This is a genomic window from Paraburkholderia sp. HC6.4b (assembly GCF_014200875.1).
Lineage (GTDB): Bacteria > Pseudomonadota > Gammaproteobacteria > Burkholderiales > Burkholderiaceae > Paraburkholderia > Paraburkholderia tuberum.
Genome location: NZ_JACHDC010000018.1, coordinates 23,698 through 48,942 on the forward strand (window position 1 = coordinate 23,698; position 25,245 = coordinate 48,942).

Consider the following 25,245-nt stretch of genomic DNA (forward strand, 5'->3'; position numbering starts at 1 on the left):
TGTTGCTGCTCACGTAGCCTCCTCGATCACGCGCCATCCCAGTTGCCGGACGAGATTGCGTCGATATTTCGCGCTGATGTGCGCGTCGTCCTGCGCGTTCAGTTTCCAGCTCAGGTCGTTCAATGCGCCGCGCAGGTCGTCGCCTGTCAGACGCGGCCAGCTTTCCGCCACCGGCCGGTCCGCGACGCCGCCGACCGCGATACGGATCGAATCGTCCGTCACCACCGCCGCGCACGCGACGATCGCGAAATCGCCGTGCCGCGCCGAGAACTCGGTGAACGCATAGCGTTCGCCGGGCTTCCTGAGCGGAAAGCGCACGGCTTCCACGAGTTCGTTTGGCTCGCGCGCGGTCATCAGCATTCCCTGAAAAAAGTCCTGCGCGGCGAGCGTGCGGCGCTTCTTTTTCGAGCGCAGCATCACGTCGCCGCCGAGCGCGGCCAGCACGAGCGGCAGTTCTGCGCTCGGGTCCGCATGCGCGACGGAGCCGCACACCGTCCCGCGATTGCGAATCTGAAAATGCGAGATATGCGGGAACGCCATCGCGAGCATCGGCACTTCGTCGCGCAGCGTGGGACGCCATTCGACGCTGCCTTGCGTCGCCGCCGCGCTCACGACGAGATGGCCTGCTTTGTCATCCACGCGCACGGCGTCGAGTTCGGCGGTGCGCGAGATATCGACCAACACGCGCGGCTGCGCGAGCCGCATGTTGAGCACGGCCATCAGCGATTGACCGCCCGCCAGCACGCGCGCGTCGTCGCCGGTTTGCGCGAGGGCGTCGAGCGCGTCTTGCGTCGTCATGGCGCGCAGATAATCGAACGGCGCGGGCTTCATACGTGCCTCCTGAAGCGGGCCAAAATCCGCGCAATCCACGACTTGCGCTGCTCGACGGGCTGGCCCGCCGCCTGCCGTCCGAGCGATTCGAACAATTGCTTGAGCACGACCTTCGCCGCGCCTTCGAGCATGCGTGCGCCGACCGCCGCCACCTTGCCCGACACCTGCGCTTCATAGTCATAAGTGAGGCGCGTGCCGGTTCCCTGCGGCGTCAGTTCGACGAGACCGTTGCCGCGCGCGCTGCCGAGCGGCGAGATGCCCGCGCCCGCGAGCCGCAGCCGGTGCGGCGCGTCGATCTCCGACAAGCCGATGCGCGCCTCGAAGCGCGCCTTGATCATGCCGACGCCCACCGTCACGTCCGCGCGATACTGATTCGGCGCGGTCTCGTCGAGCGCATGGCAGCCGGGAATAACCTGCGCGAGCGCCTTCGGGTCGAGCAGCACGCCGAACACGGCTTCGGGCGTCGCGGGCAAATCGACCGTGCCGCGCGCCGTCAACGCCTTGCCGCCCGGCGTCGCGGGCTTCGCAGCCGGTGCTTCGCGCAGTTCGGGCCGCGACGGTTCGGGATCGTCGATGCCGATCAGCGCCATCACTTTGGGCGGCGTGAGCGGCAGGCGGATATCGTCGACGCCGAGGGCATCGGCCACCGCATTCGCGATGCACGGCGGCGTGCTCATGTTGTTGCCTTCGCCGAGCCCCTTCGCGCCGAGCGGCGTGAAGGGCGACGGCGTCTCCAGATGTACGATCACCGGGTCGGGCACTTCGCAGGTCGTCGGCATCAGATAGTCGGCGAGCGTGCCGGACTGGAAACTGCCGTCCGCGCCGTAGCGGAACTCTTCCATCAGCGCCGCGCCGACGCCTTGCGCGAACGCGCCGCGAATCTGGCCATCGGCGAGTGCGGGATTGAGTAGCGTGCCGGCGTCGTGCGTCGTCACATAACGGTCGATGCGCACGCGCCCCGTCACGCGGTCTACTTCCACGCCGCACATGTCGAACGCGAAGCCGTACGCCGCCGACGTGTTGATGCGATCCTGCTCGTCGGGCGCGTCCATGTGCGGCGGCGACCAGAAGACGCTCTCGCGCAGACCCGGCTCCTCGCCTTCCGGTAACAGCGCGGGCGCCCAGTGCGGCGCATTGCTTGCGGCGCGCGCGAACGGCAACGCGCGCTCTTCGGCACCGTTCGGAAAGACGCGCGCGCCTTCGAAGCGCACGTCGCCGGGCGCGCAGCCGAACTGCTTCGCGAGAATACGCGCGAGCTTTTCGCGCACGCGGGTCGCGGCCAGATGCACCGTGCCGGCCACCGCGCCCGCGAATCGGCTCGAATAATTGCCCGCCGCGACGGACCACGCGTCCTTGTGCGTATCGAATTCGACGTTCACGACGATGTCCTTCGGGTCGAGCCCGAGCACATCCGCGACGACTTGCGCGCACACCGTCATGTGGCCCTGGCCCGCTGGCGTCGACGCGATGGTGACGACCACGCCGCCGAGCAGATCGACGCTCACCGTCGCGCTGGCGATCGCGCCGTTCTTCGGCCCGGCTTTCTTGCGGGCGTCGGGCGGCATCACAGTCGTGATGTATCCCATGTTCGATACCGACGGCTCCACGATCGCCGCGAAGCCGATGCCATATAGACGCCCAACTTTGCGCGCCGCGTCGCGTCGCGCGACGAGTTCGTCGTAGCCGCCTTCGGTCATCGAGCGGCGCAGCGCTTCCTGATAGTTGCCGGAGTCGAGCAGCGCGCCCGCCGTCGCGCGATACGGAAAGGCATCGGCGGGAACGAAGTTGCGGCGGTACACATCGAGCACATCGAGCCTCAGTTCGACGGCGATACGCTGAATGAGCCGCTCCAGCGCGAAGTAGACCTGCGGTCCGCCGAAGCCGCGCACGAGGCCGGTCGGCGTCTTGTTCGTGAGCACGACGCGGTTGCGCACGACGAGATTCGGAATGGCATATGCGCCCGTCAGGCAGCCGTGCATCCGGTAGAAGGTCGCGGGTTCGGGCGCGCGCACGTAGCCGCCGATATCTTCCAGTTGATCGTAGGAAAGCGCGACGATGCGGCCATCGCTTTCAACGGCCGCTTCGATGGTCGAAAGGCGCGCGGTCGCGGAAGTCGCCGCGCTCAGGTGTTCGAGCCGGTCCTCGACCCATTTCACCGGCGCGCCGGCCCGGCGCGAGGCGAGGCACATCAGCACGACATACGGAAACACCGCCTGCTTGACGCCGAAGCTGCCGCCTGAATCGCGCGGGGCCTTATGACGCAGACGGTTCGCGGGAACGTTGAGCGCCATCGCCATGACGGCGTGCAGCGAAAACGGTCCCATGAAATTGGATGTGACGTCATAGCCTTCGCCGCCCGACAGATACTCGGCGATGACCACGCCGCATTCGATCGGCGCGCACGTGTTGCGCGGATAGTGCGCGACGAGCTTCACGCGATGCGGCGCGTTTTCGAACGCGGCTTCCGGTTCGCCATAGCGGAAACGCCGGTCGCTGATCACGTTGCTGCCGACGCGCTCGTGCAGCACCGGCGCATCGCCCCGCACCGATTGTTCGATGGACGTGACCGGATCGAGCATCGCGTAGTCGACCTTGATGAGGTCGAGCGCGTCTTCCGCTAGCGCGCGGGATTCCGCCATCACCACCGCCACCGGCTCGCCGACGTAGCGCACGCGGTCCATCGCGAGCGCCCACTGCTCCATCGGCGACTTCACGCCGACGACGAAGGGTCGCGACCACGCACGCAGATCGTCGCGCGTGAGCACGGCGTGCACGCCGTGCAGCTTCGATGCGGCTTCGGTATCGATGGAAACGAGTTCCGCATGCGCGTGCGGCGAGCGCAGAATCGCTGCGTGCAGCGTGCCGGGCTTCACGGCGATATCGTCGCCGTAGCGGCCGCGGCCCGTGAGAATCGCGGGGTCTTCGAAGCGCTGCAGCGGCTGGCCGACGTGGCGCTGCGGCTTCGCGGCATCGCTGTCGGCCACGCGCGCGTTGATATCGGCAAATCCGGTTTCGCGCTGATTCATGGCGTCACTCCGTCATCTTCGCCGCGGCTGCCGAATTCATCGGCGAGACCGCTCCAGCGGCGCGCAATCTCGCCGTGCTCGATGCCGAGCAGATCCAGAATGCGCCCGACCGTGTGATCGACGACATCGTCGATGGTCTTCGGATGCGCATAGAACGCCGGCACCGGCGGCATTACGATGGCGCCCATTTCGGTCGCGAGCGTCATGTTGCGCAGATGCGCGAGATTGAGCGGCGTCTCGCGCGCGACCAGCACGAGGCGGCGGCGCTCCTTGAGCATCACGTCGGCGGCGCGGGTCAGCAGATTGTCCGCGAAGCCGTTCGCGACACCCGCGAGCGTTTTCATCGAACACGGTGCAATCACCATGCCTTCGCTGAGGAACGAACCGCTCGCCACGGCCGCGCCGATATCGCGCACGTTATGCACGACGTCCGCGAGTTGGTCGACGTCGCCGCGCGTGAGGCCGAGCTCCTGCGCCGCCGTCACTGCACCCGACGCCGACACGATCAGATGCGTCTCGTGCGTGCCGAGGCGCCGCAGCGCAGCGAGCAGCCGCACGCCGATGACCGCGCCGCTCGCGCCCGATATGCCCACGACGATGCGCTTCTTCCGCTCAGCCATGATCGCGCGCGAGGTAGGCGTCGAGCGCGCTGTTGTCGGCGGCGACGAGCGCGGTCAGATCCGCGGTGTCCTGACCCGGGATGCGCACGCGTGTGAAGACATGCGCCGGATAGACGACCGGGCGCGTCGCGTCGAGTCCCATCTTCGCGCTGATGCCTTGCAGATGCGCGGGGGCGTCGTCGGGCTGGCCGACCGTCGTCGAGGGATCGAGCGGCGAGCCTTGCGCGCCCGCGATGACGACGAGATCGCGGTCGGCCTGAAAGCGCGTCGCAATCGCCCATTCGATTTCTGCGGGATCGTGCACGTTCACGTCCGTATCCACGACGACGACCAGCTTGATGTCGTAATGCGCGCCGAACGCGCAGAGAATCACGTTCTTCGCTTCGCCTTCGCGTTTCTTGTCGAACTGCACCCACAGGTGATAGCGGCACACACCGCCTACCGACAGATGCACGTCCTTCACCGCCGGATGGCTGCGCTGAAGGTGCGCGAGGAGCGTCGCTTCGCGCGGAATCGCGCCGAGCAGCAGATGCTCCATTTCGGCCGGCACGATCGTATGAAAAATCGGGTCGCGCCGATGCGTCACCGCCGTCACTTCAATGACTTCGCGCGCTTCCTTCGCGCTGTAGTACTTTGGGAACTCGCCGAATGGGCCTTCCGGCTCGCGCACGTTCGGCAGAATGCGTCCTTCTATGACGATCTCCGCGAACGCGGGCACATGCACACCGCTCGTCACGCATTGCGCGACCGGCAGCGGCGCGCCGTGGAGCGCGCCAGCGATTTCGAGTTCGTCGTTATCGATGGGCGTGATCGCTTGCGAAGCGAGCATCGTCAGCGGATCGACGCCAATGGCGACGGCCACGTCGAGCGCATCGCCCGCTTCCTCGGCGGCGCGCTGGAACGCGTAGAGATGGCGCGGCAGCAGCAGTATCGCCATGCGATCGCGGCCATGCACCTGAATGCGGTTGATCGACACGTTCTGCACGCCGGTGCGCGGATTGCGCGCAATCACGAGACCTGCGGTGATGTACGGGCCGTTGTCATGCTCGCTATGCGTGGGAATAGGCAGAAGCGCGTGCAGATCGATTCCGCTCGTATGCGCCACTTGCTGGCACGGCGCGTCCTCACGCGCAATGACTTTCGACGCGAGCGGCTCGGCGGCAGCGGCGGAAAAACGTGCGAGCAAAGCGGCTTCGTCGACGCCCATTGCTTCGGCAATCCACGCCCGCTTCGACATGAATCCGCTCACGACCGGAACCGCATGGCCGCCGGGGCGCGTGAAAAACGCCGCTTGCGTGCCGTCGAGGCGTTTGGCGATAGCGGCGAGTTCGTGTTCGAGCGCAACCGGCTTGTCGATGGTCGCGAGGCGGCCCGTCTTCGCGAGATGCGCGAGCCAGTCGCGCAGCGAGAGCGAGCCCGCCTCCGAGCCTTCCGGGGCCCACGAGAATGAGGAAATGCCGTTCTTTGCGGCATCGCGTATGTTCATCAGCGTCTCCATCTGTGCTGTGCCCGGCAAAGTGATGCCGCAGCGATCGATGGGGTCAAGCGTAGCGATATCGCGCCATAACTTCTAATAGTGTTTTCTGATGCGCTGGATCATTCACTCTTATATCAGTGTTAGCCCCGATGACAGCGTTCTTACGGTTACGTATCAATAGATCCGTCCCGCAACCCGTACTGGCGGGCGCGGGCGGCAACGGCGCGCGGCAGGCACGCACCGTTCGACGTGATAATGCAGGTGGTGGCTATTAGCATCGCTGATGCACGAGGGGTGAGATGGACCTCAAGCAAATTCAGTACTTCATCGCGCTGTTCGAGGACGGCTCGGTTACGCGGGCGGCCAAGCGCCTGAATATCGTGCAGCCCGCGCTCAGCATGCAGATCGCGAAGCTCGAGGACGAACTGCATCAGCAACTCTTCGAGCGCGGCGCGCACGGCATGGCGCCGACCGCGGCGGGGCGGCTGATGTATCGCCTGTTTCTGCCGATCATGCGCGACCTCGCACACGCGCGGCAGCAGATCGTTCAGCGCGATGAAGTCGTGACGGGACACGTCGGCATCGGGCTGATTGCGTCCGTCACGGAGAGCGTGCTCGCGGATTCGCTCTCGCGCTTTCACGCGCAATATCCGGATGTCGAAGTCACGGTCGCCGACGGCTACAGCGCGACTTTCATCGACTGGGTGGCGGGCGGTCAGTTGGAAGCCGCGATCATCAACAAGCCGCGCGCGCGTCTGTCGCTCGACTCCCGCGCGCTGCTCGACGAAGAGATGGTGCTCGCAACCAGCGCCGCGCACGGCCCCGATCTGCCGCACGCCATTGAACTCGCGCAGCTGCCCGAACTGGAACTCGTGCTGCCGACCAAGCGCCACGGCCTGCGCGGCGTGCTCGACAGCGCCGCGCAGCATGAAGACGTGCTGCTCGCGCCGCGCTTCGAAATCGACGTGCTCTCGACCATCCTCAAGCTCGTCGAAAACACGCGCTTTGCGACGATCCTGCCGCGCATCGTGGTCGAGCGCGCGGCGCGGCATGGCACCTTGCGCGCGTGCCCGATTCTCGCGCCGCGCATCGTGCGGCATGTCGTCTGCGTGAGCCATCCGCGAAGGCCGTTGAGCGCGGCGGCCGAAGCGCTGATCGCGATCATCGGCGACGAGCTGCATCAAGCCTCGAATATTTCGTGTAACGAACCATCCCCTTCTTTGAAGGAACGCTCCGCATGAACGCATCACGCTGGATTGCCGGCGAATGGACCGGCACGCCTACGCTCGACAGCATCGATCCCGCCACGGGCGAGGCCATCGACCGGTTCGCCGACGGCGGCGCGGATGAAGCCGATGCCGCCATCGCCGCCGCGCGCCATGTGTTCGATCGCACGACGTGGGCGCTGGATGCACGTCTGCGCCAGGACGTGCTGCGCGCCGCGGGCTCCGGCCATGCGTTTCTGTCGCCGACGCTCGTCGAGCATGGCGATCCGAAGGCGTTCTTCTGTCAGGACGAGATTTTCGGGCTGTTCGTCGCGCTCGAAGTTTTTGAAAGCGAGCAGGAAGCACTTGAGAAGGCCAACGATACGGTCTTAGGCCTGTCGGCCAGCGTGTGGACGCACGACGGCGCGCGCGCGTTGCGCACCGCGCGGGCGCTGCGCAATGGGACAGTGTGGATCAACGATCACAACAAGCTGTTCGCGGAAGCGGAAACGGGCGGCTACCGGCAAAGCGGGCTCGGGCGTCTGCACGGTCACGACGCGCTCGCCGACTTCACCGAGATCAAGCACATCTGCATGCCGGCGGGCATCGTGGAAGGCGTGGCTCCGCTTCGTTGATGCGCCAAAGGCGCGTGCTAGCGTCCGCCGCTATGCGGCATCAACGCGGCAAGCCAGATCGCGACCGCCACCGCGCCGCCATCGGGCCAACCCACCGCACGCGCGCCGCGATAGCTCGCGCGTCCGGCGCGTGGCGCCATGCTCGCGGTTTCGTCCGCGCCCTCAGCCGTCGAGGCCGCATTCCAGCCCGGAGTAAAAAACCCCGCGATAAGCCGAAAGCAGAGTTGTCGGTCCTTCTGGCGCAGAGATGGGTCATCGCCCGCCTACGCAATCAGCGCTTCTTCAGCCTGGACGACGCGCTCGATGACTATCTGCCCGATCTCCGGCGACCCGTGCCTCCGCTCGATCCGACGATCGATTTCGCATTCAAATCAGTGGCTTAGGTCGAGATGGGAGATGCGAGATACGGCGGATTTCTTGCGAATCCCGGCCGACCCTCCGCCTCGCTCAAAATACCGGAAGTCGAATCAGCGCGCTGAAAACCTGGCGCTCTCGTTACAACGTAATGGCGGGAATGTTCTATGACGCCGACTTTTGGTCCCTTCTACTCACTACCGATCCTCACTTTTTGAAGCGCGATCGATTACGCATGTGGGTGATGCTTTCACGGCACGCTCACAGCAACTACGGGAGTATCGAATGTCTAAGGCACCGTCCCCTGAAGTCGATATTAGAACACTGCGCAAAGTCATCATGGCTGCCTCGATTGGTAACTTTGTTGAATGGTTCGATTTCGCAGCGTATGGTTTCCTCGCAACTATCCTCACTAGCGAGTTTTTTCCGAGCAGCGATCCATCCGCGGGCCTCCTGAAGACTTTCGCGGTGTTTGCAGTGGCTTTCGCATTTCGTCCGGTCGGTGGCATAGTGTTTGGCGTAATTGGAGATAGGATTGGGCGCAAACGCACGCTGGCGCTGACCATCTTGATGATGGCCGGGGCGACCACACTGATCGGCCTGCTGCCGACCTACGCCGCCATCGGTGCTCTCGCGCCGTTGTTGCTAACCGTGATTCGCTGCGTGCAGGGCTTTTCGGCCGGTGGTGAGTATGCTGGCGCCTGTGCCTACGTAATGGAGCACGCCCCGCAAAACAAACGCGGCTGGTACGGCAGCTTTATTCCCGTGTCGACTTTTTCTTCATTTGCGATCGCGGCCGTCGTCGCGTATGCGCTTGATGCAACGCTTTCGGCTGATGCAATGCGCGCGTGGGGATGGCGCGTGCCGTTCCTCGCGTCCGCACCCATCGGGCTCATCGGGCTGTACCTGCGCATCAGTCTCAATGAAACACCCGCCTTCCGCGCTCTTGAAGGCGAGCACCAGGTGGCGCATGCGCCGTTGCGCGAAACGTTCCGTACGCAGGCGGGCGGCATTCTGAAGCTCGGTGCATTTATTTCAGTGACAGCATTGTCCTTCTATACCTTTACTACCTATTTCGCGACATATCTGCAGGTCGTAGGACACATGAGTCGCGCAACTTCGCTGCTGATCACCGTTGTGGCACTTTTGTTTGCTGCGGCCATTTGTCCGCTTGCCGGCCTGTATTCTGATTTCGCCGGGCGCCGCATGACATTATTCACCACGTGCGCGCTGTTGATTGTAATCGTCTATCCCTCGTTCTCGCTCGCGGGCTCGGGACAATTTCTGTCAGCACTGATCGGCGTCGCAATGCTCGCGACAGGCGCGGTGTTGTCGGGCGTGGTGACGGCTGCGTTGTTGTCGGAAGTGTTCCCAACCAGGATGCGCTATACCGGGTCGGCCATTACCTATAACCTCGCCTACACGATCTTCGGGGGCACCGCGCCGTTGGTCGCTACCTGGTTGATCGGCACGACCGGAAACAATATGTCGCCCGCTTTGTATCTGATCGCCGTATCTTTCATGGGCCTGATCGGCGGGATGATGCTTCCAGAAACTTCACGAATGTCCTTGCAAGATGTGGGCACTGACAACGACCCAGCTATAGGCGAGATGCTCGGAGCGCAGCGACCGCTCAGGTAGCCCGGATCGTTCGAAGCTTTCCCGAGACTGCCGGCCGGCACGACGCGCGGCCTTGGCGTCGGCGAATTCCGCGAGGTTGGCCGCCTGATCCTCGAAGTGTTCGATGCGCTGGGCCACCATCCGGATAGGGATGCGGCCACTGAACAGCGCGTACGCCGTGAGATTTTCGCGCTGTGCGAACGCATTCCGATTTACTGATTCGCCGAATCGCCAAGCTTGCGCACAGCCATAGCGACCCCACACGCCAGAAGCCTATACGGAGCATCGAATGAGCAATCTGCATGAGAACAGCATCATCATCGACGGCCTGAACATTTCGAAATTCGACCGCTCGGTGTTCGAGGACATGAGGAAGGGCGGCATCACCGCGGCCAACTGTACGGTGTCGGTGTGGGAGAGCTTTACGAAGACCGTCGACAACATCTCGTTGATGAAGCAGCAGATCCGCGCAAACAGTGAGTTGCTGACGCTCGTGCGCACCACCGAAGACATCGCGCGTGCGAAGAAGGAAAACCGCACTGGGGTGATCCTGGGCTTCCAGAACGCGCATGCGTTCGAGGACAACCTCGGCTATATCGAAGCCTTCGCCGACATGGGCGTGCGCGTCGTGCAGCTTTGCTACAACACGCAGAACCTGGTCGGCACCGGTTGCTATGAGCGCGACGGTGGGCTGTCGGATTTCGGCCGCGAAGTGATTACCGAAATGAACCGCGTCGGGATCATGGTCGATCTGTCGCACGTTGGTGGCAATACGTCGTCGGAGGCCATTGCGTTCTCGAAGAAGCCGGTCTGCTATTCGCATTGCCTGCCGTCGGGTCTCAAGGAGCACCCGCGCAACAAGTCCGATGAACAGCTGAAGGAAATCGCCGAGGCCGGCGGCTTCATCGGCGTGACGATGTTCGCGCCGTTCCTCAAGCGCGGAATCGATGCGACGGTCGAGGACTACATCGAAGCCATCGACTATGTCGTCAACCTGGCCGGCGAAGATACGGTGGGCATCGGCACCGATTTCACGCAGGGCTACAGCGTCGACTTCTTCGACTGGCTCACGCACGACAAGGGCCGCTATCGCCGTCTGACGAACTTCGGCAAGGTCGTGAACCCGGAAGGCATCCGCACGATCGGCGAGTTCCCGAACCTCACCGCGGCCATGCAGCGCGCAGGCTGGAGCGAGACGCGCATCCGCAAGATCATGGGCGAAAACTGGGTGCGCGTGTTCCGCGATGTCTGGGGCGCATAAGCACCGAAGCCCGATCCTCATTCATCGAAACGCGACGGGCGCCGTGACGAGCGCCCGCGCGAACCGAAACTCACCCCTCGGAGCACCCTCGCGATGCAACCGCAACTGCCGATCGACGTCGATCCGAACACTGGCGTCTGGACCTCTGACGCACTGCCGATGCTGTACGTCCCGCGCCATTTCTTCACGAACAATCACAAGGCTGTCGAAGAGGCGCTCGGGCGTGATGCCTACGCGGAGATCCTCTACAAGGCGGGTTACAAGTCGGCCTATCACTGGTGCGACAAGGAAGCAAAGCAGCACGGCATCAGTGGCATAGCCGTATTCGAGCATTACGTGAAGCGTCTTTCGCAACGAGGATGGGGCATCTTCACGGTCGTCGAAGTCGATCCGGTGAGCGCGCGTGCGCGCGTCGAACTCCGTCACTCATCCTTCGTGCTGGCGCAACCGGGCAAGCACGGCAAGCTTTGCTACATGTTCGCGGGCTGGTTCGCCGGCGCTATGGACTGGGTGAACGACACTACTGAAGCTGGCGAGGGCGCTCCGCGCTCGCAGTCGAAGGAAGTGCAATGCGCAGCGGAAGGCCACGACCACTGCCTGTTCGAAGTGTCGCCAGTCGCGCAATAAACCGTTTTTTCGCAATAAGCTGACCTGAGATGCTGAGAGACGGCGCCAGAGCGTAGGCCATTGCAGTACGCGAGAACGGACATCGTGTCCCTGACGCGACGTACAAGTGCGTATTCGACGGCAAGTCGAGCGCAGATTCCACGCTTGCCCGAGCGCGGATTCCACGACTGCCCGAGCATGAATTTCACGTGAAGTCGAGCGCTGGAATGTGAGGTAACCACGCGGGTAACCCATGGCACCCTCGACGTTTTTGCGTCGGGAGTGCGAATGCAGAACAACAGGTTATCCATGCGTCAGATCAAGGAAGTCTTACGGCTCTATTAGGTCTATTAGGGGGGGCCCGGTAGGCGCGATTTCCTGTCATAAGCGCCGGGGTTATGTACCATTAGCGACTCCCCCGCAAAAGTGTCATAGCGTGACATATAAAATCCGCTGTGCAAGTAGGGCCGACAGGGTCACGGAACGAAATCCGGCCCCCGCAATTCGCCCCCCTACGGAGCGGTCCGAATTCAAAGCAGATATCCGCGTCGCTACTGAGCACCCTGGGGACTGACCGCTTAGGCCGACAATGTGCTGGCCAATCTGACCGAGCGAATGGCCGTTGCACCTGGCGGCGCCGCCGATCGCCGTCCTTTCCACTCCGCCGTAAAATAGCTTCGCCTGTGACAGCGGAGAGTACAAGGCGCTATGAAAATCCGTACGCGGTTCGTCACCGCAATATTGGCGGTGCTCGTCGCCATCGCGGTGCTCTTTATCCCGTTGCCGCAGCGAATTGCGCTCGACACGCGCATCATTTCGGTTGCGTCGATACAACGCCCTCCCACGGTCGTGTTCGACTATGTCACGACGCCGGCTCACTGGCCAATCTGGCATCCGTCATCGCTCGCGGTCAGCGGTTCGGTGGAACATTCGCTCGATGTGGGCGAGCAGGTAACGGAGGAATTCAGGGTGGCGGGCAGGCGTGGCCGCGTTGTGTGGACAGTCGCGGCACGTGTGCGTCCGAGCAAGTGGGTGATAGCAGGAAAGATTGACGGCAGATCGGCCGGCACCGTCACTTATTCGCTGACATCGACTGTGAGCGGAACCCGTTTCGAACGTGAATTCACCTATCGCGCGCCGTCGTTGTGGTTCGCGATATTGAACTGGTCCGTGCTGCGCGCGCGGATTCAATCTGAATCGGATACGGCAGTCTTGCGACTTAAGAGCCTTGTGGAAGCGTCACCGCAGCATTAGCAACGTCGCTCGGCTGGCGTTGTGACTTGGCGTTTTCACGACCAGACTGAATCCTTGGGTACAAGTCTGCTAGTGGCCATTCGTGAGGGCAATCGAAGCGCAAGAGGGTGCCATATGCGGTCGTTCGCCATTGCCACGATTTGGACATTTGAGTGTCCGTTCACACAGGTTGAATCCGCTATTCATTGGAAAGTCCGCTTCGGATCGCGGGCCTAGACCGCTCGCGCGGCAGGGGCTCCGATAGACGGTGGCGCAATGGAGAGGAAACCGACTCTGTCTTCATGTCGACGGGCGGGGAAATCCGCCTCGTCTACCATCGTGAGAAGCATCGACGGCCACATGTCGCCGAGATCGGTGGGGCAGGAGGTGAGCAGAACTTCCTAGCGCCAATCGTCGAGGACGAAGTCGTTAGGGCGGCTGTAGGCAGGCTCGTTAGGCCGATGCATGGTCACCACCTGCATTTGGCTGCGGAAACCGCGTGCCATCATCTGGCGATAGGCTTGCTCGCGCCCGGTATTGACCCCAGCCAGGACCCTCGCCATCCCCAATGCGGTGGCGAGCGCGCCGGCGGCGTCGAGCAGCACGCCGAACCGATCGGAGGCACCCGGACCGGGGCGCACCGCGCCGAATTTGATGAAGAGACAATCGGCACCGGCCTCGCTCGCCGGTCCCCAATGGCAAACCGCGAAGCCGCCCAGCTGGCCCGAACGCTCCCATAACAGCAGGGCGTCGCCGAGGCCGCGCGCGGCGACGGTGCGGATCTCAGCGGAGAGATCGAGGGCGTCGAGGATCTCGTCGCTGAGCGCGCGGCTCGCTTCTTCCGCCGCCCGCCGCTCGCCGGCCGCGAGCGCCGTATAGCGCGCGTCCTGCGGCAGCGGGCCGGACGCCGCCGCCGGCGCCGCCATGATCGCGGTGAGAAAGCGCGGATAGAAGCCGAACTTCTGATAGAGCCAAATGTGCTTCGTGCTTTGGGCGAACGTGCACAGGCCGGCATGGCGCGTGCCCCAGTCCGCGAATTGTTCCGAGACCGCTGCGACCAGCGGCTGGGCGATGCCCTTGTCCCACAGATCAGGGCGAACCGAGAGTGGGCCGAAAAAGCCGACACTGCCCCAGTTGGTGGCGAAGTTGACGCCGGCGAGCGTGCCGTCGTGGTCGGCAGCGAAGGCGGCGGTATGCTCGCATCCGAAGCGGCCATAGACGTAGTCGAAATCGGTCCAGAAATTATCGGGATCGGCGACGCCGAAGAAGGTACCGAAGGCGCGCCGCACGATGCGCTGCCCCTCCGGCAGGTCGCGCTCTTCAAGTGGACGAACGTTGAGCATGTTGGCAATCCCCCGTCCTCGGCCATGACCTGCAACGATCGTAGCATACGGTCGGGTCCTCGCGAATAGGCGGGGCGGAGGTCTGTTGAGGTTTACGGGCGGCCCCGTCAGGCCGAGGTCGTTAAGGTTTATTCGATGCCTGCCATCGGCCGCAGGAATGTGCATGCCTCCGCGCATGTCGGCAGGCGTCGAATAAGCCCGATGGAGGAAACCGCGGAGTGCTCCGATGCGCTCGGAGCTTCACGGCTATGGCGATTGATAGACCGGGATGCTGAGTGGCGTCGGATGCGGCACGGTCAGGCGAGGTGCCAAGCGGGCGCTGACGCCGTGGCGGAGCGGTGCAGTCGTGCATGCGCGAGGATGACGCGCGCGGGCGAAGCGCTTCGCGAAGCGACACGCGCAAACGTCCGCCCCTGGGCCGCGTTGCCGCAGAGCGAACGTTCGACAGGCAGGTCGAGGAACCGTGGAGTTCATGTCTGATCCCGGCGCATTGGCGGTGCACGGATCTGGGCGCTGCGCGCGAGGATGTCGATGACGATCATCGGTGCGCCGCAGTGCCGGCAGATGAAGACGGGGCGGGTTGCGACGATGGCCTCGTCCGGTGACGGGCTGATCTCAGGTGCGACGTGCAGCAGATTGCGCACCCTCGCGAGACTGGTACGGCGCACCGGGTTGGCGAGCAGTCCGTAATGACCGATCCGATGGAAGCCGCCGGGTAGCACATGGAGCAGGAAGCGGCGTATGAATTCGCCGGTTTCGAGGGTCAGGGTCTTGTAGCGGGTGCGTCCCTTCGCACGGTAGTCCTTCCAGCGGAACGTCACGCCACGCTCATCGAAGGTGACCAGGCGCTGGTTGGAGATGGCGACGCGGTGCGTGTAGCGTGAGAGGTACTCGAGCACCGCCTTCGGTCCGGCGAACGGGCGCTTGGCGTAGACCACCCATTCGCAGGTACGTAGCGGCGCAAGCCACCGGGCAAAGGTGGCGGGGTCAGCGAGCCCGGTGTACTCGCCGAAGAACTGCAGGTCGCCACGGTGGTGAACCGACTGGAGTGCCTCGAGGAAGCGGCGCCGGAACAGGCGTGACAGGACGCGCGCGGGCAGGAAGAAGCCGGGCCGGCAGGCGATCCAGCGCTCACCGTCAGGCGACAGCCCGCCACCGGGCACGATGCCGTGCACATGCGGGTGATGCGTGAGCGCCGAGCCCCATGTGTGCAGTACGAGCGTGGCGCCGATCTGGGCGTCGAGGTGCCTGGGATCCGCGGCGATGGTACGCAGCGTGTCGGCGGCGATGTCGAGCAGCAGGCCGTAGATGATCCGTTTGTTGTACCAGGCGATCGCACTGACGGGCGCGGGGAGCGTGAAGACGACGTGGAAGTATTCGACGGGTAGCAGAGCGGCCTGGCGTGCCTCCAGCCAGCGGTGTGCGGCGCTGGCCTGGCACTTCGGGCAATGCCGGTCACGGCACGAGTTGAAGGACACCTCTGTGCTTGCGCAGCCTGAACAGTGCAGCACATGTCCGCCCAGTGCCGCCGTGCGGCACCGTTCGATGGCCGACATGACCTTCAGCTGCCCCAGGCTCAGGTGTGTCGTGGTTTGCCACGCTGGTCCATGGCTGCGGAAGATGTCCGCAACCTCCAGCATGAGGCGTTACAGCGCGCGGGCCTACCCGGCAGGCAGGCGGTCCAGCGGACTGGTGACCTCGTGCAGCAGGTCGGTGGCCACCTGGACGCAGAGCGCGGTGTTCTCAAGCTTCGCATGGCCGGGCAGCACCTGGATCACGCGGATGTCCACCTTCTGTTCAAGCAGGTGTGTCGCAAAGCTATGCCGCAGCGTGTGCATGGACATGCGCTTGTCGATGTTCGCAGCCTCGGCGGCGGCATGAATGGCACGGTTCAACTGTCGCGTGCTTAACGGATCGAGCGGATCGAGCCCGGGAAACAGCCACCCGCCATCGAGCATCCTGCCCTGCGCACGGGCCACGCGCCACCACACACGCAGACGCTCGAGCAGCACCGGCGAGAGCATGGCGTAGCGGTCACGGCGCCCCTTGCCCTGCTCGATGCGCAGTGTCATGCGTTCGCTGTCGACGTCGGTGACCTTCAGCGCTACCACTTCGCTGGCGCGTAGCCCCGCGCCGTACGCGACCGGCAGCGTGGTCTGGTGCTTCAGGTTGCCGGCCGCCTCGATCAGTCGCCGCACTTCATCGGGACTGAGCACGACGGGCAATATGCGGGGCACGCGCACCGGTTGCATCCTGACCATCAGCTCGGGCCGGTCGAGCGTGACTGTGAAGAAGAACTTCAGGCCCCGTTACGCCGCCATTTTCTTCGCTCGATTAAACGGAGCCAGGAGCAGAGACTACACCGGACAGTGTCCGAAACGATCATGCGAGATCAAGGGTACGCACGAACTTCAGCAGTTGATCGCTGACATCGGCGGCGGCCTCATGCTGAACCCAATGCCCCACGTTATCGAGTTCGAGTCCTCCTACAAGGCCCGGTAAGCCGGCGCGAAGGTCGTCGAGGCTAAGCGGATATAGCTCTTTCAGACCGTCCGCCTTGCCCCAGATAAAAAACGACGGCTGAACGATCTTCGCGCCCTTCCACGGAGCGGACAAGGCGAAATACGGCTCCGCCGCGCGGTAGTAATTCAACCCTCCGTGGAAACCGGTACGCTGAAATTCCGCGATGTTATGCGCTACATAGTCTGTTGGGGCCCACGAAGGCAACGGTCCAGGGGCAGTACGATGAAGGCTTCGAGCCGGATCCAGTGGACTCCACTGCTGGCCAGCTGGCGCGGTACCCGATGCCCAATACAGAATGCCGGGAATGGTCACCGCTGCGTTGGCCCAGATTTCGTCGGCGTCGGCCCGAATTTGCTCGAACATATAGAACTTGTCTTGAAGCCCCGCCTTTCGCATTCTGTCGAAAACACTAGCGTCTCCGCGCGGCACGAAAGGGACACTGAGGCAGAACACCGCCGGAAATCTGTCCGGGCGCATCAGCGCCGCGTTCCATGCATGGGTCGCCCCCCAGTCATGTCCGACGAGGACGGCGCGGGGAATCGCTAGCGCATCGAGCAGGCCAATCAGGTCGCCTGCCGTGTGCAACGGTGTGTAGAGGTTTGCGTCGACTGGAGCCGAGCTTCGCCCATAACCGCGCATATCCGGGGCAATCGCACGAAAACCCGCCGCCGCAATGGCCTTCATCTGCCGCCGCCACGTATAGGCGGTGTCCGGGAAACCGTGGCAGAACAGCACTGCTGGCCCCTCACCTTGCTCCGTTACGTGCAAGGTAATGCCGTTGGTCGCAATGTCGTATTGTTTGATGCCATCGCTCAAATCTGAAATCACTTCATCGCTGTTCGATGCGCTCATTTCATTCAACTCCTTTAGTCGACCTGCAGGACCCTATCCGGGTCAGGATGTGACCGTGATGGCTACGACAGCCTTTTCGCCTCGAGCCAGGCGCGGATTACCTGGACGAGTTCAGCCTTGCGTTCGAGCGGAAGCCAGTGGCCTGCGCCCAGCGTCGCCACAGACAGATCCGTGCAGGCGTTTCGCATGGGCTCGCCGAGAGCGCTGCGGGTGATATCGCAGATGCCATCAAATTCGCCGTTCACGAACAGCACAGGCTGGCTCAGGCGGCCGCTGTCGGGCGCAATTCGAGCGTAGGCGATGTTGGCGTCATCGTTCAGATACCAGGCGTTACCCGGACGAAAACCGGTCACACGGAACACATTAACCAGCGCGTCGAAGTCAGCCGACGGCCAGAGCGCCGCGTCCGGCGCCACCGTCGGCGCGCGACGTGCCGACCCGAACCAGCCTCCATTGCGCGAGACCAGCGCAGAGCGATAGATGTGGTCCACGGATTTCGGGTCTCCAGACCGATAGATCGCCGCCAGTGTCGCCGCTATGTCGGCATTGAAGTCGGTAACGGTCTGATCGAAATGAGTCAGATAGAAGCGGTAGTAGTCCCATTGCCCGTCCGGATACTGGTCGGCGGGATAGAGCGTGCGATCGACCAGGGGCAGCAGACTGCGCAACCCGAAGCTCTCGGGCATATACGGAACGGAGACGAACACAACGGCACGGCTGCGCTTCGCGTAATGCGCAGCCAGCGCCCCGGCCACCGGGCTTCCGAGGTCGTGGCCGACCCATATTGCCGGACTTGCGCCCAGATGGTCATGAAGCTCGACCATATCGTCAACGATCTCTTTGAGTGCATAGGCATCGGGCGCGCCTGGTGTCGATGAGCCGCCGTATCCGCGCATGTCCGGTGCAATGCAGCGCCAGCCCTCCGACGCGAAAGCCTCGATCTGCGCGCGCCACATCAGACCGAGCCCGGGCCAGCCGTGAAGGAGGATCATCAGTGGCCCCTCGGCGGGCCCGGCCTCCCAAAAGCGCGTGGAATGGCGGGGTGAGGCGAACGTGTGGGCGATCATGGCAGGAGCATTCTCCGGTGGTCGGTCGTCCAGAAAGGACGCGGTTTTCGATTCCATTTGCAGCGTGAGTTCGCAAGCGCAGCGTGACTCACTTGCCGCCCGCCTCGAGAACGGCATTCCGCAAAAGACTAGTACGGAATTCTCATCTATCGCCGTTCAGGATTATGACTATACTCCAGCTCAGATCCGGTGACTGAAACGTTCATCACCCTCCCAATTAACGAATCGAGCGGAGCTTTCAAATGGCTTTTCGTAAATTTTTTATCGCAGGCGCGACTGGTGACACGGGCGGAGCAGCGACAACGGCCCTTTTAGCTGCAGGCGAACAGGTACGAACCCTGGTGCGACGCGAGGACGCTCGCTCAGAGCGGCTGCGCGCACAGGGCGTCGAGGTGCTGGTTGGCGATCTCTCGGATATCGACGATGTCGCACGCGCTCTTCAAGGCATCTCATCGGCCTATTTCGTTTATCCGATCGAGGCTGGTGGGATAGCGGCCAGCGCTTCGTTTGCACAGGCCGCCCGTGAGACCGGAATCGAATCGATTGTGAACATGTCGCAGATTTCGGCTCGCCGTGAAGCGAAAAGCCATGCCGCGCGAGACCACTGGATCTCGGAACAGGTGTTCGACTGGGCCGGCACGTCGGTAACGCATCTGCGCCCCACGTTCTTCGCTCAATGGTTGACCTACCCGGGTCAAGTCGCGTCCGTCAAAAAGGACGGGATGCTGCGTCTGCCTTTTGGCGAAGGGCGCCATGCGCCGATTGCAGCCGAGGATCAGGGGCGCGTGATTGCCGCGATCCTTCGCGATCCGGCGTCGCACGCGGGCAAGGTCTATCCGCTCTACGGGCCGGTCGAGATGAATCACCATGAGATTGCGGCGGAGATGAGCAAGGCGTTGGGTAGGACGGTCTCGTACCAACCAGTCGATCTCGATCTGTTCAAACAGCGCCTGAATACGGATGCAAAATTCAGCGACACCTTCACGCAGCATCTCCTGTCGGTTGCCGTCGATTACCAGGAAGGCGTTTTCGCCGGCACCAATTCCTTCATTGAGGATTTGACCGGTACTCCGCCGATGACGGTCCAGGCTTTTATCAGGAAGCACGCGGCACGGTTCGCCTGACCGCGATTCCACAGCAGAGAAGACGAACAAAACAGGAGCTTGTCATGCAGTCCTCCCGCATTGATGCAGCCAGTGAGATCGGGACCGAGGAATACCTCGCCAATCCCGTATGGATCGCTCTGAGCGAAGCGCCTCCGGCCTTCATCGAGCGCCGCGAAGGCGGTGCCCGGTATCGCCCGGAATTTGCGCCGTTCGGGGCCGCGCAAAATTACACCGCGCAAAGCGTCTCTCAAGTTGCAGCAATGCTCCAGCCGGGACAGCGCCTTTCATTCTTCACGGCGGCCAAACCGGACTTGCCGCCCGGCTTCGAAGTGGTGCGCGAGGCTGTTGCAAATCAGATGGTTGCCGCCAACAGGTTCACCGTATCGTCCGATGAGCGGATCATGCGACTCGGTGTCTACGACACACCTGATATGCTCCGACTCGCCGAAATGACGGAGCCTGGACCATTCAACGCCCGGACCAACGAATTGGGTCACTTCTTTGGCGTTAGGGAGAGCGGCCAGCTGGTGGCAATGGCGGGCGAACGAATGACTGCCGGCAAGTACGTCGAAATCAGCGCCGTGTGCACGCACCCCGAGTGGCGCGGCCGAGGGTTGGGTCGACTGTTGATGGAGCACCTGGCGGCAACCATCCAGGAACGCGACAGAATACCGTTCCTTCATGTGTTCACGAATAATGTTTCCGCCGTTCGTCTGTATCGGGAGCTCGGTTTTCGCATTGCCAGGACTTTGCAACTGACGGCAATTGTGAGGTCGTCGGGCGAGAGCTAACCGCTGCTGCGGGAGCACCGGGCGAACGGCATTGCCTCAGGTTGACTCGTAGCACAATGCATCTTTGAGACTGGAAAATGGGGCACTCACAAGCTGGCAAACTGGCCACGCATCAGCGGATTGTGCAGGTCGCCGCACGGCGTTTGCGCGAGCGCGGCATTGAGGGAATCAGTGTCGGCGACATCATGAAAGAAGCCGGCTTAACCGTCGGCGGCTTCTACAAGCATTTCGAGTCACGCGATGCGCTCGTGACGGAGGCTTTCATCATGGCATTGCAGGACATCGAGCATATTCAGACCGCGCTCAAGACGGCGCCTGAGCGCGCGATAAGCACATATGTGTCGGAAAGCCATCGGAACAACCTCGGCAGAGGTTGTCCAATTTCAGCGCTAGTCAACGACGTACCGCGCGCGCCCGAAGCAACCCGCGAGGCATTCACCGAACGTGTCAGTGAGATCATCGCTTTGCTCGCACAGTCTTTGCTGGATACAGAAGACGCCCATGCTAAAGCGGTGATGATCTTCAGCACCTGCGTTGGTTCAATAGCGCTCGCTCGCGCCGTGAATGACCCGAGTCTGTCGAACAGGATAATCGAAGGAGCGCTGGCGGAGATGCTCAAGATGTACGAATGATGTCGATCAGCGGAAAAGGATAATTCGCTGGCTTCGATCATAAGCCGGTTGATGGAGCAGAGCGGACGCTCGAATGTCTGCGCGGATCAGCGGCCGGAGGGCCGCAGTTGGCCGACTGCTGACTCATAAGCCTGCGTGTCGTCCAGTTGAAGCGTACTTCAGCCGGACGTCAGAGCCCGGCGGGGAACGCGTCAGATTAAGGTATTTCCAACGTAAATTGACGCCCTCGCTGCAAAGTCTCAGGACCAAATCTGACAGTTTCGCCGTTGACGTACGTAAACGTCCGAATCTTGACGGTACCCCGATTACGAAACGGTCGCCTTTGCCGATCGGCGCGGCTATGACGGCATCGGGCTATGACGGCATCGCCGTGGTGCGGGGGATGGTGGAGCGCGGCCGGCAGATCCTCGGCCAGCTCGAGAAGCGCCTAGAACGCGCGAAGGAGGCCGTGCGCGAGCGGTTCGGCACTGCCGACAACCGCTCGCGCTGCGTCTTCGCCATGAACCTCAACTACGACCCCGACGTCGTGCCCGAGATCGTCGAGGCCGACGCGATCTTGCGCCGCGACCATCAGAAGCTGGCTCCGTTCCGGTGCTATGCGCGCTTATGGCTCGAGCGCGACTACGACGCGGCGGCCGGCAAGGGCGAGGTCATCGTCCAGGGGGACTCAGCCGTAGCGGCGGATCGTTTCCTGCACGCTCGACAGACCTTTGCGCAGGTCATCGGCATTCATGACCGGCACGAGTTCGATCTTGGCGTTCAAACCAAAGAAGAGCCGCTCGGCGGTATCGGCAATCTGCGATGATTCCGCCATGTTCACGATGAAGAAGCCGCCCCGGTCGCCATTCTCGGCGTGGAAATAAGCGGCTTCGGGCTTCAGATCCTCGGTTAGCTGTTGGAAGACTTTTTCTAATTTGCCGGCGCGGATGGCGGAGTTGCCGGCATCAGCGGAAAACGAGAACTTCACCATAACACGCATGACTTACCTCCCTGACGGTTGCCGGGTCGCCCGGCGACGGGCACCCTCGGTGGATCATTCTTAGCCTACGCTCACCCGCCCGCAACTTGGATCGGCGGCAACCCTAGGCGGGGGATTTCGATCGCGGCGCAGCGGTTCATCACCTAAACGGACTTTTCGTACGCTAAGCGCGCTACGCTGGGCGTCTCGAACGTCTCTGCGCGACCCGTTGCCGCCACTCTGTCTCGTGGAGGCTCTACGGCAGATATCCAAGGGACAACTGACAGTGAGCAGAGCACACACGTGCCGACAAGGGGCGCAAAACGCGTAGATTTAGGCGCATCCCGACAACGTCTCCCGCTATTCTTCATACACGGGTCGCGCAGTTCGCGCCCTTTCCTCGCGCGTGCCGACCGTCTTGCGCTTACACGGGGGACGTATGAGCCCTGCTGCTAGATTGTCGCGTCTACGGCGCGCATCTGGAAGCTGTCGGTCGTCGCGAAACATCTCGCTGGTCATCGCGCTTGCACTGACTGAACTGTTCTCTGGGCAACAGGCCTTCGCGGCAGGACCGCTGCCGCAAGGCGGCCGCTTCGTAGGCGGCTCAGGAAGCATTGCTCAGAACGGCACGAACCTGAACATCACGCAAACGGGCTCACGGGGGATCATCGAATGGGACAGTTTCTCGATCGGACCGCACGCCACGGTTTCGATCAACAACGGCACGGGCGCGACACTCAATCGCGTGACGGGTAACGACTTCTCCGCGATCCTCGGCACGCTGAGCGGCACCGGCAGTATTTACCTTGTCAACCCGCATGGGGTTCTAATCGGGCGAAACGGCGTGGTCTCGACGGGCGGGCGCTTCGTCGCTTCGACGCTCGACATCCCCAACGACACATTTTTGAATCCGCCCGCGATCGGTGGGTCGGTCTACACGGGCAGCTCCACGGCGAATGTGATCAATCTCGGCAGACTCATCTCGTCGGGCGGGGACGTGTTCCTCATATCGGCTAACAAGGTCACGAACGCAGGGACAATCGATGCGCCAACCGGCAATGCCGAACTTGCCGTGGGGCGTCAGGTCCGTCTGCTTGACGGCACGGATCAGCAAGTTTTCGTGGACGTCGGAAGCGGCGGCACGGTGACGAACACGGGCTCGGTGCAGGCGGCTATCATCAATTTGCAGGCGGCCGACGGCAACATTTTCGCGCTCGCGGGTCATTCGGGAGCGCTGCGCGCCACCGGCACTGCGTCACGCGCCGGCCACGTGTGGCTCGTCGCGAACACCGATACCGCCACTTCAGTTATCAACACCGGTAGCGTCGACGCGCGCGGGGCGCAGATCAGCGCACGCAATGCGGACGGCAGCGGCGGCGCGGTCGATATGTCCGGCAAGGAGGTCGAGGTCGGCGACGCGGACGTTCAGGCGAAAACCTGGAACATCACAACGGGGGACTTCATCACGGACGCCTCCACCGCTCGCACGCTGAGTGCAAGCCTGAGCCACGGTGCCTCGATCAACGTGGACGCGAACGGCGGCGACGGCCTGCTAGGGGCGACCGGCGAGGGAGACATCGCTATCGACGCGAGCATTCGCTGGCACGGCGCCGCGTCGCTGACGCTCGACGCGGCGCACTCGCTGACCATTGCGCCGAACGCGACCATCGCCAATCGCGGCACAGGCTCGCTGATTCTCAATGCCGACTGGCATGGCTTCGACAACGGCGGCAGCGTGACCAACCTGGGCACCATCGACTGGTCGCGAAGCACGGGCATCGTCACGGCGCTCTACGACATGAACGGCAGATACACGCCCGGTACGTTGCGCAGCAATCCTTCCTGGAGTGCCGCGCCGTTTAGTGGCCTGGTGACGCAGATCACCGCCTATCAGCTAATTAACTACCTGGCGGACCTTAATGCGGTGAATAACAATCTCGCGGGCAACTATGCGTTGGGCAACTATGCGTTGGGCAACCTGTCAATCGATTTCCTGGATCCGGTGAATTTCGGCGGCATCGGCACCGCTGCCACACCGTTCACGGGTCAGTTCGACGGTATGGGCCATGTCGTCACGGGACTCAACATCTCCGGCGACGCCGATACCGGGCTTTTCGGCGTGATCGGCAAAACCGGCGTCGTGCGCAATTTTGATCTCACACAAAGCTCAGCGACCTCCTCCGCAGGACCGGTCGGCTTGCTCGCCGGCACCAACTATGGGCTCATTGTGCAGGTCGGCGTCTTCGGTAGCGTCCAATCCACGGGCGACACAAGCAGCGTGGCCGGAGGGATCGTCGGCGAAAATCGCGGCCTCGTCGAACAGTCGTTCGCTGCGGTGCAAGTCAGCGGCGCGGGCATGGTCGGTGGCCTTGCCGGTACGAACGATGGTTGCATCGAACAGTCTGTGGCCGAACATAGGGCGGGTGCCGGTGCGAAAGCCACGATCGGGGGACTCGTCGGCACGAATCATGGCGGCATTAACCAATCGAACGCAATCGAAATCTTGACGGGCGGCGCTGTGGTCGGCGGACTGGTCGGCAGCAATGCGGGCGTTATTCGCGAGTCCTATGCCAAGTCGACACTCGCGCCTGATCCGGGTGCAACGACAGGCGGTATCGCGGGCACGAATAGCGGCCGGATCGCCGCGGACGTGTTCTGGAACAGCGAGTCGTCCGGGGCGACGGCAGGCGTCGGCTCGGGCACACCGGTGGCGAGCTCAAGCGGACTCACGGACGAACAACTGACCGAGCCGGCGAGCTTCGGCCCGACGTGGGACTTCAGCGCGAACGGTGTTTGGGTCGTCGGATTTCCCTACCCGACGCTCCGCTGGTTGAGCGGATCCTGATATCCGGGCACTCGACTACAGTTCTGTGTAAGGCTTAGTGCCAGTTTCGAGCGACTCCGCTTCGTGGACTGGCAACCATATCTCGACTGGGCGTCACCGGCAAAGCGCGCAGCCGGCGCGGTTGGCGCAAGTCGACCCTCTATAGATAGTCCGTCCCGGTTTCATTAATACTGGTGGCACTGGCAGCTTGCTGCCAGTGGAAGCGGGACATGCACCTGCGGATTACGAATAAGTCGACCCAAACGCCTGGACGTTTGCCG

General features: G+C 62.9%; 19 protein-coding genes and 3 pseudogenes. 12 read left to right on the plus strand and 10 right to left on the minus strand.

Going from position 1 to position 25,245, the window contains the following annotated elements; translation table 11 throughout:
• Nucleotides 1-9: 9 nt before the first annotated feature.
• Genes HDG34_RS25560 through HDG34_RS25575 form a run of 4 tightly spaced genes read right to left on the minus strand, consistent with a single transcriptional unit; the run spans nt 10 to nt 5,963 of the window.
• A complete protein-coding gene (locus HDG34_RS25560; protein ID WP_090807402.1) occupies nt 10-831 on the minus strand; it encodes a xanthine dehydrogenase family protein subunit M in 822 nt (273 codons plus the stop codon).
• Nucleotides 828-3,857, minus strand: a complete 3,030-nt coding sequence (locus tag HDG34_RS25565) for a molybdopterin cofactor-binding domain-containing protein (protein WP_184063163.1) — start codon at nt 3,855-3,857, stop codon at nt 828-830. Before HDG34_RS25565 ends, HDG34_RS25560 begins: the two co-directional genes overlap by 4 nt.
• Nucleotides 3,854-4,477, minus strand: a complete 624-nt coding sequence (locus HDG34_RS25570) for a UbiX family flavin prenyltransferase (RefSeq protein ID WP_090807398.1) — start codon at nt 4,475-4,477, stop codon at nt 3,854-3,856. Before HDG34_RS25570 ends, HDG34_RS25565 begins: the two co-directional genes overlap by 4 nt.
• Nucleotides 4,470-5,963 (minus strand): UbiD family decarboxylase, encoded by a 1,494-nt coding sequence (locus HDG34_RS25575; protein WP_184063165.1) that lies wholly within the window; start codon nt 5,961-5,963, stop codon nt 4,470-4,472. The genes HDG34_RS25570 and HDG34_RS25575 overlap by 8 nt, the downstream gene beginning before the upstream one ends.
• Nucleotides 5,964-6,253: 290 nt before the next feature.
• On the opposite strand from HDG34_RS25575, the gene HDG34_RS25580 reads away from it, so the two are divergent.
• Both HDG34_RS25580 and HDG34_RS25585 read left to right on the plus strand, forming a co-directional pair.
• Nucleotides 6,254-7,195 carry a LysR family transcriptional regulator gene (locus HDG34_RS25580; protein WP_184063167.1) on the plus strand — a complete coding sequence of 314 codons (942 nt, stop codon included), beginning with the start codon at nt 6,254-6,256 and terminating at the stop codon, nt 7,193-7,195.
• Nucleotides 7,192-7,794 (plus strand): aldehyde dehydrogenase family protein, encoded by a 603-nt coding sequence (locus HDG34_RS25585; RefSeq protein ID WP_184063169.1) that lies wholly within the window; start codon nt 7,192-7,194, stop codon nt 7,792-7,794. Before HDG34_RS25580 ends, HDG34_RS25585 begins: the two co-directional genes overlap by 4 nt.
• A 17-nt stretch (nt 7,795-7,811) precedes the next feature.
• Here the strand turns inward: HDG34_RS25585 and HDG34_RS25590 are convergent.
• Nucleotides 7,812-7,979 (minus strand): annotated as a pseudogene (locus HDG34_RS25590) (DAK2 domain-containing protein); the annotation flags it as partial.
• A gap of 454 nt (nt 7,980-8,433) precedes the next feature.
• On the opposite strand from HDG34_RS25590, the gene HDG34_RS25595 reads away from it, so the two are divergent.
• The 5 genes and pseudogenes from HDG34_RS25595 (at nt 8,434) to HDG34_RS25615 (ending at nt 12,889) form a co-directional block, all read left to right on the plus strand.
• Complete coding sequence (locus HDG34_RS25595; RefSeq protein ID WP_184063173.1) at nt 8,434-9,789, plus strand: MFS transporter; 1,356 nt, start codon at nt 8,434-8,436, stop codon at nt 9,787-9,789.
• 30 nt (nt 9,790-9,819) lie between these two features.
• Nucleotides 9,820-9,987, plus strand: a pseudogene (glyA, locus tag HDG34_RS25600) (serine hydroxymethyltransferase); the annotation flags it as partial.
• Nucleotides 9,988-10,057: 70 nt separating this feature from the next.
• A complete protein-coding gene (locus HDG34_RS25605; protein WP_090807390.1) occupies nt 10,058-11,029 on the plus strand; it encodes a dipeptidase in 972 nt (323 codons plus the stop codon).
• Between the two features lie 93 nt (nt 11,030-11,122).
• Entirely contained in the window at nt 11,123-11,656 is a 534-nt protein-coding gene (locus HDG34_RS25610; protein WP_184063175.1) for a DUF5943 domain-containing protein, read from the plus strand.
• A 687-nt stretch (nt 11,657-12,343) separates the two neighbouring features.
• Complete coding sequence (locus HDG34_RS25615; RefSeq protein WP_184063177.1) at nt 12,344-12,889, plus strand: SRPBCC family protein; 546 nt, start codon at nt 12,344-12,346, stop codon at nt 12,887-12,889.
• Nucleotides 12,890-13,269: 380 nt separating this feature from the next.
• Here the strand turns inward: HDG34_RS25615 and HDG34_RS25620 are convergent, their stop codons facing one another.
• From HDG34_RS25620 to HDG34_RS25640, 5 genes and pseudogenes are all read right to left on the minus strand, one after another.
• Nucleotides 13,270-14,211, minus strand: coding sequence for a GNAT family N-acetyltransferase (locus tag HDG34_RS25620; RefSeq protein WP_184063179.1), 942 nt, complete (start codon nt 14,209-14,211; stop codon nt 13,270-13,272).
• A gap of 470 nt (nt 14,212-14,681) precedes the next feature.
• Nucleotides 14,682-15,851, minus strand: coding sequence for an IS91 family transposase (locus HDG34_RS25625; protein WP_184063181.1), 1,170 nt, complete (start codon nt 15,849-15,851; stop codon nt 14,682-14,684).
• Nucleotides 15,852-15,872: 21 nt separating this feature from the next.
• A pseudogene (locus HDG34_RS25630) lies at nt 15,873-16,517 on the minus strand (tyrosine-type recombinase/integrase); the annotation flags it as partial.
• A 76-nt stretch (nt 16,518-16,593) separates the two neighbouring features.
• Nucleotides 16,594-17,586: an alpha/beta fold hydrolase gene (locus tag HDG34_RS25635; RefSeq protein ID WP_184063183.1), complete on the minus strand. Its 993-nt coding sequence runs from the start codon at nt 17,584-17,586 to the stop codon at nt 16,594-16,596.
• Nucleotides 17,587-17,648: 62 nt separating this feature from the next.
• Nucleotides 17,649-18,710, minus strand: a complete 1,062-nt coding sequence (locus HDG34_RS25640) for an alpha/beta fold hydrolase (protein WP_260321339.1) — start codon at nt 18,708-18,710, stop codon at nt 17,649-17,651.
• A 185-nt stretch (nt 18,711-18,895) separates the two neighbouring features.
• On the opposite strand from HDG34_RS25640, the gene HDG34_RS25645 reads away from it, so the two are divergent.
• From HDG34_RS25645 to HDG34_RS25665, 5 genes are all read left to right on the plus strand, one after another.
• Nucleotides 18,896-19,777, plus strand: coding sequence for an NmrA family NAD(P)-binding protein (locus HDG34_RS25645; protein ID WP_184063184.1), 882 nt, complete (start codon nt 18,896-18,898; stop codon nt 19,775-19,777).
• Between the two features lie 44 nt (nt 19,778-19,821).
• Complete coding sequence (locus tag HDG34_RS25650; RefSeq protein WP_184063187.1) at nt 19,822-20,550, plus strand: GNAT family N-acetyltransferase; 729 nt, start codon at nt 19,822-19,824, stop codon at nt 20,548-20,550.
• A gap of 77 nt (nt 20,551-20,627) precedes the next feature.
• Nucleotides 20,628-21,182 (plus strand): TetR/AcrR family transcriptional regulator, encoded by a 555-nt coding sequence (locus HDG34_RS25655; RefSeq protein WP_184063189.1) that lies wholly within the window; start codon nt 20,628-20,630, stop codon nt 21,180-21,182.
• A gap of 340 nt (nt 21,183-21,522) precedes the next feature.
• Nucleotides 21,523-21,987 carry a hypothetical protein gene (locus tag HDG34_RS25660; RefSeq protein ID WP_184063191.1) on the plus strand — a complete coding sequence of 155 codons (465 nt, stop codon included), beginning with the start codon at nt 21,523-21,525 and terminating at the stop codon, nt 21,985-21,987.
• 592 nt (nt 21,988-22,579) lie between these two features.
• Nucleotides 22,580-24,985, plus strand: a complete 2,406-nt coding sequence (locus HDG34_RS25665) for a filamentous hemagglutinin N-terminal domain-containing protein (protein ID WP_184063194.1) — start codon at nt 22,580-22,582, stop codon at nt 24,983-24,985.
• The last annotated feature ends 260 nt before the right edge of the window (nt 24,986-25,245 follow it).